Here is a 9,945-nt window from a genome sequence, read left to right as displayed (position 1 = left end):
ACGCCAAGGCCAAGCTGGGCTGGGAGCCCAAGATCACGCTGCAGGATCTGGTCAAAGAGATGGTGCAGAGCGACTACACCTCGGCCAAGCGCGACAACCTGGTCAAACTCGCAGGCTTCCAGGCCTACGACTACCACGAGTGACCTGGGCACGGTTGACCCGGTCGCCGGTGGTCTGGGCGCTGGGCGACCAGGTGCTGGTCTCGGCCAGCAATTTCGTGCTGACGCTGGTGGTGGCGCGCCATGTGTCGCTGGCGGCGTTTTCGGCTTATGGGTTGGCGATCACGCTGGTGTGGTTCGTCAGCGCGATGCACCGGGCCTACCTGACCCAGCCGATGGCGATTGCCGCGGTGGGAGAGGCGCCCGCCGAGCTGGGCGAACGGCTGAAGGCGGTGCTGATGCTGCAGGTGCTGGGCTGGCCGCTGGTGATCGGGCTGTTTGCGTTGGTGGCGTGGCGTTACCTGCCCTCGCAGGGCGTGGCGCTGGCGGCCGCGGTGTTTACGGCGGCTTTCCTGCTGCAGGAAACGATGCGGCGGGTGCTGTTCGTGCAAGGGCGCATGCAGCGGGTGTCTGCGCTGGATGCGCTGGCCTACGGCGGGCAGTTGGTGGCGATTCTGGCGGTGGGCATGGCGGCGGGCGGTGAGGCACCGCTTGAGGCCGTGCTGCTGGTGGGGGCGCTGCCATTTGCTGCATCGGCCGGTTGGGCCTATGCGGGCCTGCCGGCCGAGGCGCGAGCGGTGCCCTGGCCCGCGCCTGCAGCCTTGCAGCGGGCTGCCGCATCGCATTGGGCGGAATCGCGGTGGGTGTGTTTCAGTCAGGTCTTCATGTTCGGGTCTTTCATGCTGGTGCCGTTTCAGATCGCCGAGTGGGGCAAGCCCTTGTGGGTGGCGCAGTACAACGCCGCCGCGTCCATCCTGAACGGGCTGAACGTGATCCGCCAGGCACTGGGCAACCACCTGCCGATTGAGGCGTCGCGCCGATTCAAGGCCGGGGGCATGCCGGCCATGCAGCGTTACCTGGCTCAATCGGCGAGCCTCATCATGGTGCTCGCCGCGGCCATCGTGGCCGTGCTGGTGGGGCTGGGGCCCGAACTGGTCGGCTGGCTGTTTGGCGCACGTTTTTCCGAGGCCGCCGCGGTGTTGCCGCATGCGGCGGTGGGCCCGCTGGTGGGGATGCTGTCGCTGGTGTCGCAGGCGGGCGGTCTGGTGATCCGGCAAACGGAGCAGATCTTCTGGTCTTATGTGGCCGGCACGGTCGTGTCGTTTGCGCTCGCGCCGTGGCTGATCCCGACGTTCGGCCTGCTGGGGGCCGTGTGGGTGTCGAACATCGGTGTGCTGGTGCCCACGCTGTGGCATTTGCTGGCATTCCGCCGCCAGGTGGGCGCGATGAGGCAGGAGCAGCACGCATGAGAATCCTGCTGTCGGCCTTTGCGTTCTCACCGGTGCTGGGCTCGGAGTGCGGCGTGGGCTGGCACTGGGCCGTGGCGCTGGCAAAACACCATGACGTCACGGTGATCACGCATGCGTGGTTCCGCGCGGATGTCGAGGCGGAACTCGCGCGCCGGCCGGTGCCGCGGCTTCAGGTGGCGTATGTGGATGTGTCGCCGCCGTGGGGGCGCTTTGAGCGCCGCCTGCTGGATTCGCAGTTGTACTACGTGTACTGGCAGTGGAAGATGCGGCCGGTGGCCCGCGACCTGGTGCAGCGGCAGACCTTCGATGTGGTGCACCACCTGACGTGGGGCTCGCTGCGGTATCCGTCGTGGCTGGGCGGGCTGGGTCTGCCCTTCATTGTCGGGCCGCTGGGCGGTGCCGAGACCGCGCCGGCGCGGTTGTTTGCCGGGCTGCCCTGGAAGGTGCAGCTGAAGGAGGCCTTGCGCACCGCAGTGCTGTGGTCGTTCTGGCTTGACGTGCCCACGCGCCTTGCGTGGTCGCGTGCCGACCGGCTTTACTGCCGCACCCGCGACACGCTGGCCTTCCTGCCCGCCAGCCTGCGTGCGCGGGCGGTCGTGGCACACGAAGTGGGGGTGATGGACGTCGTGCCACGCCCCACGCCGGTGGTGCGACGGGCCCGTACGACCTTCATGTTTGCCGGGCGCCTGATCGCCTTCAAGGGCGTGCACCTGGCGCTGGCTGCGCTACGGGCCGCCGTCGATCAAGGCGCCGATGTCGAATTGCTGATTGTGGGTGAAGGCGAGCTGGACGCCTTCTTCAAGGCACGGGTGCAGGCGTTGGGCCTGACTGACCGCGTCCGCTTCGTGAGCCGCGTGCCGCAGAGCGAGCTGATGGGCCTGTACCACCAGGCCGATGCCTTTCTGTTTCCGAGCCTGCATGATTCGGGCGGCACCGTGGTGATGGAGGCGTTGTCCCGCGGGTTGCCGGTGATCTGCCTGGACCTCGGCGGGCCGCATCACTTCATCACGCCGGGGTGTGGCATGGTCGTGCCCACGGCCGGACGGACCCAGGCCCAGGTGGTGGCTGCGCTGGCCGAGGCCGTGGTGCGGTTCCACGCGCTGTCGACACCCGCGAGGCAGGCGTTGCATGACGAGGCGGTGGCCCGTGCGCGCCGCATGGGCTGGGCCGAGCGCGCAGCCGCCGTGTACGACGATGTGCGCCAACAGGTGCCGCAATGTGCCGAAGCCTTGCGCCGGCTGGAGGGAGAGGCATGAGCACCTTGGCCATGTGGCGCGCACGCGCTGCGTCGTGGGCCTGGCCGTCGTGGACGGAGCTCGGGCTGTTCCTGCTTCTGGGCGTGCTGGTGCCGTTGATCGGCTACTACGTGCTGGTCGGCAGCCCGTTTCTGGGCCTTTACGGGCTGCGGTATGTGGTGGTGGCGGCCATCCTGTGGGCGGCCTTCAGCTTTGCCGCGCCGAAGGCGCCCTGGTATGTGCGCCTGGTGCTGTCGGTGACGTTGGGACAGCTCGTGCTGAACTACGGCTTCACGAACATCGTGGTGGGCGCGGGCTCAGCCAAGATCACGCTCGCCGAGGGGGGCTGCCTGGTTGGGCTGCTGGTGCTGCTGCCGCTCACCTACCGCTGGCTGGCTCGCACGCCGGCGTTCTGGCTGGCCATGGCCGCCATGGTGATCCCGCCGACCTACCACCTGTACCGCGACTTCTTCACCTACAAGATGGCGGCGCTGCGCGATGTGCTGACGGTGGTCGACATCGCCTTCTTCGTGGCGGGCATGGCCATCGTGGCGCTCGGTGTGCACCGCGGCACCTGGCTCGCGTGGCGCGATCGCTTCATGCGCATCTGGTTCATTGCCGGGGGGCTGTACGGCCTGACGTGGCCGTTCTCGACGTGGATTCAGGCCGTCTCCCCTTCGTTCAGCAGTTACCAGCAGGCGGTGCCCGTGCTGGGCACGCAGCTGACTTCGCCCTATACCGCCATTGCCGTCTTGGTGGCCTGGTTTGCCATCCCGCATGTGTTCCCGAAACGCAGCTGGCTGCGCACGCTGTGGATCCTGCTGGTGCTGGTCGAGACCATCATCGTGGTGGTGATGGCGCAGTCGCGCAACCTGTACCTAATCATCCTCTTTGTGCCGGTGGCGCTGGGCTTCTTCGGCTACAAGCGAGCATTTGCCGCGGTGGCGGGGGGCTTGATCGCCATGGTGTTGTCTCTGGCGCTGGTGGAGACCCTGAACATCAAGATCCCCGGTCGGATTTCGGATGTGACGCTGTCGGCGGTGGTCGATCGCTTTCTGTCGATTTCCGGCAAGCACGGCGATGAGTACGGCGCGACCGGCGTGCAGCAGCGCCTGGATTGGTGGGCATCGTCACTCGACATGTGGCGGGCCAGCCCGGATCGCATGGTGTTTGGCGTGGGGTATGGCCCCGCGTTGACGAACTTCATGGCGCCAGGGGTGGACGGGGAAGGCGTGGTGGTGCGCGAGCCCCACAACAGTTTCGTGTCGAGCCTGGTGCGTGGCGGCGTCGTGTACTTCGTGTTGTGGGGCGCCGTGGTGTTCGGTTCGATGCGCCGGGCCTGGCTGGGCGCTCGGCTGCCCGGTCTGGGTGAAGAGGCCGCTGGGCATTTCAAGGGCTTTGCCGCGTGGAGTTTCATCATCATGGGCATGCTGGCGTTGACCAGTCTGTCGGAGCCGCATTTCGAGACGCCGTCCATCGCTGCGATGTTCTACATCGTGGCCGGGATGGTGTCGATGGAGTACTACATCGTGACGCGCCGGGTGGATATCCGGCCAGGAGCCGGCCGTGCACCTGGTGTTTGACGCGTTCGAACTGACGCCGGATTCGGCCAAGAGCAAGGGCATCTACAGCTACGCCGTGCAGCTGTGTGGTGCCATGGCGGCCCAGCTGGCGGCCGACGACGTGATGGATGTGGCCTGCCATGGGGGCAACGTGGCCGACTTCGAGGCGCTCGGCCTGCCGCCCCGGGTGCGCCTGCACGTGCTGGCGCCCGCGATGCCGGGGCGTGTGCGTCGCCTGTGGTGGTCTCAGTTTGGTGCTGCCCTGTGGACGCGCGCCCGGGGGGCTCAGGCGGTGTACCTGTCGCCCAAGGGCTTCACGCCCGGCCTGGGGCGACACATGGTGCGGCTGCGCACGGTGTGCGTGATCCACGACCTGATCCCCCTGTGGTACCTGGCGCATCACCCGCACCACTTCGGGCGGCTGGAAGGGTGGCTGGTGAAGGCCGGCCTGCTGCACTCCGCTCGGCGGGCCGATGGCATCGTCGCGATCTCGCGCGCCACGGAGGCCGACCTGCTGGCTGCCGGGGCGCCCTCGCACCGGGTGCGCGTGGTCTACAACGGCGTGCCGCCATTGCCTGCGCCAGGCCCGCAAACGGGCGACTACATCATGGCGCTGGCCTCGGGCCTGCCGCACAAGAACCTGGCCGGTGTGCGTGCGGCGTACGCGGCCTACCGCAGGCTGGCCGGAACGGCGGCCTTGCCCTTGCGACTGGTCGGCGTGCGTGAGGTGCATGACGAAGGCGTGTCGGCGCTGGGTACTGTGTCGGCCGAGATGCTGTCGGGGCTGTATGCCCATGCGCGGGCGTTTCTGTTTCTGTCTCACATCGAGGGGTTCGGTTTTCCGCCGCTGGAAGCGCTGCGTGCAGGGGCACCCGTGGTGTGCTCGGACATCACGGCGCACCGCGAGCTGTGTGCCGGGCAGGCGCATCTGGTGCCGCCGGACGATCCGGACGCAGCCGCGGCCGCGTTGTGCGCCGTGCTGGCCACGGCAGAATCGCCCGAGGCACGACGTGAGCGGGCCGATCGCATGGCGGAACGGGTGGCTCATGAATTGAGCTGGAGTCGCTGTGCGGCCGGCGTGCTGGCACTGGCGCGTCAGGTCGCTGATCCGGCATCCTGGTCTGCTGCGCAAAGGAGTGTGCCGTGACGGCGCTGAAACGCATCCTCAAGCAACACCGCAAGCTCGCGCTGGCGGTGTTCGTCAGCAGCCAGGCCATCGCCCTGGCCTACTGGCTGGTCTTGCCGCGGCAGCACATGGCCACCGCGCTGGTGCTGGCCGACGCTCACCCTTCGCCTGTGCGCAGCGTGACGGGCGACCCGAGCGTGACGGTGGTCGGTGCGCGGGCCGCGCTGCTGATGAGCGACCTGGTGGCCGAGCGCGTGGTCAAGCGTCTGCGGCTCGAAGAAGTCGACATCCTGCGTGAGAGTTGGGCGCGCCAGGGCGAAAAGGCGGGCTCTTACCAGCAATGGCTGATCCAGCTCGCGCAAGGGGGTTTGATGCCGGCGCTGGGGCGGGGCGGGTATCTGATGCAGGTGCGCTACGTGGCCCCCGACGCCGGCTTTGCGCGCACCATGGCGAATGCGTATGCCGAGGAACTGGTGGCCACGGTGGACCGCCTCAACCGCATGGACGACCAGGCGCTGGAGGCCCCGGTGGCCCGCAGCCTGGCCAGCAGCCTGGCGCGCATGGCGGCGGCACACGATGAGCTGATGGCGGTGTCCGAGCGCTCGGGCGTGTTGCTGGACGGCATGGCGGATCCGGGCTTCCAGGCCGACGACCAGTTGCGTCGGCAGGCCGTGGTCGGCCTCATGGCCTCGCAGCAGGCGGCCGCCACGAACCGCGTGCTGCAAGGCAGTGAAGAGGCGCGCAGCACGCTCGATGATGCGGTGCTGCAGCGTCTGCGCATCCGACTGGCGGACCTGAGCGCGCAGCAGGAGGCCGCGATGGCATCGCGCGGCGTGAACCACCCGTCGGTGGCCGCACTCGATGCGGCCATCCAGCGCACTCAACAGGAGATCCGCAGCCAGGTCGCGTCCTTGAATCGCTCGATGGGGGCCGTGGCCGAGATCCAGCAGGGTGCCCGTGTGCAACGGGATCAGGCTGGCGACGCCGCCCGTGATCGCCTGCTCGCCTCGCTGGATGATCGGGCGGCTTTCCGGCAGGCTCAGTCGCGGTTCGACACGGCAGCAGAGGACTACATCGTGATGGCGACCAATCTGGCGACGCTGGCTGCCAACCGCGATGCGAGCAAGTCGGACATCGTGCTGGTGGAGCCCGCCACGCTGCCGACCGAAGCCTGGTTCCCGCGCTGGGAGTACGTGCTGCCGGTGGCGCTCGGGTCAGGGTTGCTGCTGGCGCTGCTGGCCTGCGTGATGGCCGACCGACGTGATCGCCGCGTGGCCACGCTGGACGACTTGCGCGGCCTGGTGGGCGCCGATCTGGTGACCGCGATGCCGGCGACGCCGCCGGCTCAGCGGCCGAGCCCTGCCGGGTCCGCGGCCACGCGCTCCAGCCGGTTGCGCTCGGCAATCAGGCCGCTGCTGTCTCCGGTGATGCCCTGGCGCAGGTCGCGCAACGTGTTGCGCAAGTAGCGCACGCCGACATGGCCGCCCTGGGAGTTGGTGCTGACGAAGGCACCATGGCCCCGGCCCTCGCAGACGTTGTCGGCCACCAGCGCGCCGCGCATGTCACCCTGGTGCCCCGAGTTGCCGAAACACGCCATGGGCGCGGCGGCCGTGCTGCCCGGCAGCAGCGTGATCTTGTTGCCCGTGACGGTCAGGGGGCTCTTGTCGGTGCCGGTCAGCAGGATGCCGATGAAGGCGGCATCCCCAGGCTGCTGCCGGCGCACGATGGTGTTGTCACTCAAGGTGATGCGGTCGTAGCCGCGCCAGTAGTCGGTGCCGATGGCCACACGCGGGGCCTGCTCGATGCGGTTGCCGCTGATGCGCAGCTGCCCGCCTGGCACGCGGTTCACGTCTTTGAAGATCCCGGCGCCGCGCACCGTGTTGCCTTCGATGCGGGCGTCGGGCGCGGTGGCGATCACGAGCGGTGCCCCGGCCAGGGTGTTGCCGTGCACGACCGGCGCGATGCCGCCGACCTCCAGTGAGGCCCCCATGCCGTTGCGGGCCTCGACGGTGTTGCCGCTCACCACAGCGCCGTCGCCACTGACGACCGACATGGCGTAGCTTCCTGGCTCGTGCGCGGGCAACCAGCCACTGAAGCGGTTGTCGCGGATGATCAGACCCGGGACGTCGTCACCCTGCACCTCGATGGCCATGGCTGTGAAGCCTTCGCCGGTGTTGCCGCTCACGGTGGTGTGGCCGCTTGACCAGAGATGGATGCCCTCGACGACGCGCAGGAAGTGGTTGTGCTGCAGCGTGCTGTCGCGCAGTCCGTACGCCATGATCCCGGTGTCGACGATGTCTTCGAAGCGGTTGCCGATGACGCGCAGTTGCTCGGCCCGGTCGACCACGATCACGCCGTGGCGCTGGTTCCAGTGCGCCTTGCCCTGGTGGGGCCCGCCAGTGATGCGGCGGATCCAGTTGTTCTCGACGTGATGGCCACGCCCTTTCAGCGCGATGCCGCGGCCTTGCAGGATGAGGTTCTGGATGCGCGTGTGGTCGGCGCGGGTGCCGTCGAGCAGCAGGCCGGGGCGGTCTTCATCGGCCCATTGCAGCGTGGCGGCGGGTTGGGCGCACAGCCGGGTGCCGGAGCGCAGGCGCACCGTGCGGTCAATGTCATAGCGGCCCGCGAGCATCACCACGGTGTCGGCCGGGGCCTTGTCGATGGCCTTCTGCAGCGCCGCGGCGCTCTGCCCGTCCGGGCTCAGACGTGGGCCGTCGGGGCAGGCGGCCGGTGCCGATTGCGCCCAGAGTGGGGTCGCACCCAGGGCGAGAACCAGTCCCCAGAGCCATCGCGACACGACGGCAGGCATGCGGCGGCGGTCAGTACCCGTTGAGCACGCTGCCGACGATCTGGATGTCGGACATGCGCAGCGTGGCCACCATGGTCTGCATGTCGCTGACATGGGTGACGTCCTGGCGCGCCATCACGAGGGCCGCGCCGCACTTGGCAGCGATGACCGCACCGTCCATCCCTTGTGAGGCGGCTGGTGTGTCGACGATGACGCGGTCGAACTTGGTGAGCAGCTCGCGGATCAGCAGGCCGAAGGCGGGGCGCTCCACCAGCTCGAGCGGGTTGGGGGGCACGGTGCCGACCGGCAACACGAACAGGTTGGGCAGCCCCTTGACCGGCTGGATGACGTTGCTGACTGCCCGCCCGGTGAGGATGCTCGACAACCCGGCTGCGCCCGGTTTCAGGTGGAAGACCTCGTGCAGGCGCGGGTTGCGCATGTTCGCATCGATCAGCAGCGTGCGGCCCGACAGCTGCGAGAACGCCACCGCCATGTTGGCCGCGAAGTAGGTCTTGCCGTCGCCGCTGCGGGGGCTGACCACCGCCAGCGCATGGCGTTGGCCCACGCCGCTGTACAGCTTCATGATGAGGTGGCTGCGGGTGGTGCGGAACGCTTCGGCCTGCGCCGAGAACGGCTGCTTGGCCACCACCAGCTCGTCGCTGCAGGCGTCGTCGTGTTCGCTGCTGTACGGATAGTGGAACTGCTGCGCCAGCGCCCACATCACGTCGTCGGTGTTGGCCAGGCCCAGGGCCACGGCCGCTTCACCGAAGCGCACACCGTTCTCGCGTTGATAGGCCAGGATCTGCTCGATCTGTTCGGGTGAGAGGTTGTTGGCCTTGCTGATGATCTCGCCGATCGTGGGCTCGCCACCGATCTGCTGGGTGTCAGGGAAGCGGGAGTCGTTGACACCCAGGCTCGAGGCGGAGAATTGCTTTTGGGTCGCGTCTTGCATGGCTTATCCCAGACTACCGAAACGCTGCACGTTGCCAGACGAGGCGGGTTGGATGGCGTGGCCGGGAAGGCGTGCCGCCCCTGCGGACCACGGCAGACGCCCTTGACGGGCATTCGGGCCGGGCAGCGTGCCGATGACAGGCAGCTCGATCAGCGTGGTGACGTCCGATGGTGAACGAACGCGGCGGTCGAGGAACTCGGCGCCCAGCGTGAGGCCCAGCGAGAGCATGCCGCCCAGCAGCGTGGCCAGCACGAGGTTGAGCGCCAGCCGCGGCGAGCTGGGCGAGGTGGGGGCGGTGGCCTGACCGAGCACGACGATGTTCGTCTGGCTGTTGCTGCCTTCCAGGCTCATCTGGCTCTGACGGGCCTGGATGGCGTCGAACACCCGCTGCGCAGCCTCGACCTCGCGTTCCAGTACGAGCAGGTCATTGCGGTCCTGCTTCATCTTCAGCACCTTCTGGCGCTGCTCTTCGTAGGCCGCCTGGATGGCGCTGGCGCGCGACGAACTGATCTGGCTGCTCGCGTTGAGGCTGCTGCTGACGCGGCCCACCTCGGCGCGGATCTTGGCCCTTGTGGAGGCGATCGCAGCACGCAACTCGACGATGGTGGGGTGCTGCTCGCCGAAGCGTTCGAGGGATTGGTCGAGCTGCGCCTCTTGACGAGCGAGGTCACCCTTGAGCGATGAGATCACGGTGTTCGACATGGCGTCGGGCGACACTTCGGCGTTGGTCGCAGCCTGGCTGCGCCGGCTCGACGCATCGGCCATCACACCGCGCAGCGTCGTGACCTGCCCAGCCAGGTCGTTCAGCTTGGCGGTCTCGACGTCGAGGCGTTCATCGGTCACGACGATGCCCTTGTCCTGTTGTGCCTGCGAG

7 protein-coding genes and 1 pseudogene are annotated in these 9,945 nt (G+C 68.3%); 5 read left to right on the top strand and 3 right to left on the bottom strand.

Going from position 1 to position 9,945, the window contains the following annotated elements:
* The 5 genes and pseudogenes from Q0Z44_RS17515 to Q0Z44_RS17495 all read left to right on the top strand — a co-directional run.
* Positions 1-143 (top strand): annotated as a pseudogene (locus tag Q0Z44_RS17515) (GDP-mannose 4,6-dehydratase); the annotation flags it as partial.
* Positions 140-1,408, top strand: coding sequence for a polysaccharide biosynthesis C-terminal domain-containing protein (locus Q0Z44_RS17510; RefSeq protein WP_298015168.1), 1,269 nt, complete (start codon positions 140-142; stop codon positions 1,406-1,408). The pseudogene Q0Z44_RS17515 and the gene Q0Z44_RS17510, both read left to right, overlap by 4 nt.
* A complete protein-coding gene (locus Q0Z44_RS17505) occupies positions 1,405-2,664 on the top strand; it encodes a glycosyltransferase (RefSeq protein ID WP_298015166.1) in 1,260 nt (419 codons plus the stop codon). The genes Q0Z44_RS17510 and Q0Z44_RS17505 overlap by 4 nt, the downstream gene beginning before the upstream one ends.
* Entirely contained in the window at positions 2,661-4,226 is a 1,566-nt protein-coding gene (locus Q0Z44_RS17500) for an O-antigen ligase family protein (RefSeq protein ID WP_298015164.1), read from the top strand. Before Q0Z44_RS17505 ends, Q0Z44_RS17500 begins: the two co-directional genes overlap by 4 nt.
* Positions 4,210-5,352, top strand: coding sequence for a glycosyltransferase (locus Q0Z44_RS17495; protein WP_298015162.1), 1,143 nt, complete (start codon positions 4,210-4,212; stop codon positions 5,350-5,352). The genes Q0Z44_RS17500 and Q0Z44_RS17495 overlap by 17 nt, the downstream gene beginning before the upstream one ends.
* Positions 5,353-6,676: 1,324 nt before the next feature.
* On the opposite strand, the gene Q0Z44_RS17490 is transcribed toward Q0Z44_RS17495, so the two are convergent.
* From Q0Z44_RS17490 to Q0Z44_RS17480, 3 genes are all read right to left on the bottom strand, one after another.
* A complete protein-coding gene (locus Q0Z44_RS17490; RefSeq protein WP_298015160.1) occupies positions 6,677-8,140 on the bottom strand; it encodes a right-handed parallel beta-helix repeat-containing protein in 1,464 nt (487 codons plus the stop codon).
* A 10-nt stretch (positions 8,141-8,150) separates the two neighbouring features.
* Positions 8,151-9,071, bottom strand: a complete 921-nt coding sequence (locus tag Q0Z44_RS17485) for a polysaccharide biosynthesis tyrosine autokinase (RefSeq protein WP_109037422.1) — start codon at positions 9,069-9,071, stop codon at positions 8,151-8,153.
* A 3-nt stretch (positions 9,072-9,074) separates the two neighbouring features.
* On the bottom strand, positions 9,075-9,945 hold an 871-nt coding region (locus Q0Z44_RS17480; protein WP_298015158.1), incomplete at its 5' end, for a GNVR domain-containing protein.

Source organism: uncultured Aquabacterium sp., from assembly GCF_947366995.1.
Lineage (GTDB): Bacteria > Pseudomonadota > Gammaproteobacteria > Burkholderiales > Burkholderiaceae_C > Aquabacterium.
Note: the sequence above shows the minus strand (reverse complement) of the source record. Positions and strands in the feature narration are given on the sequence as shown.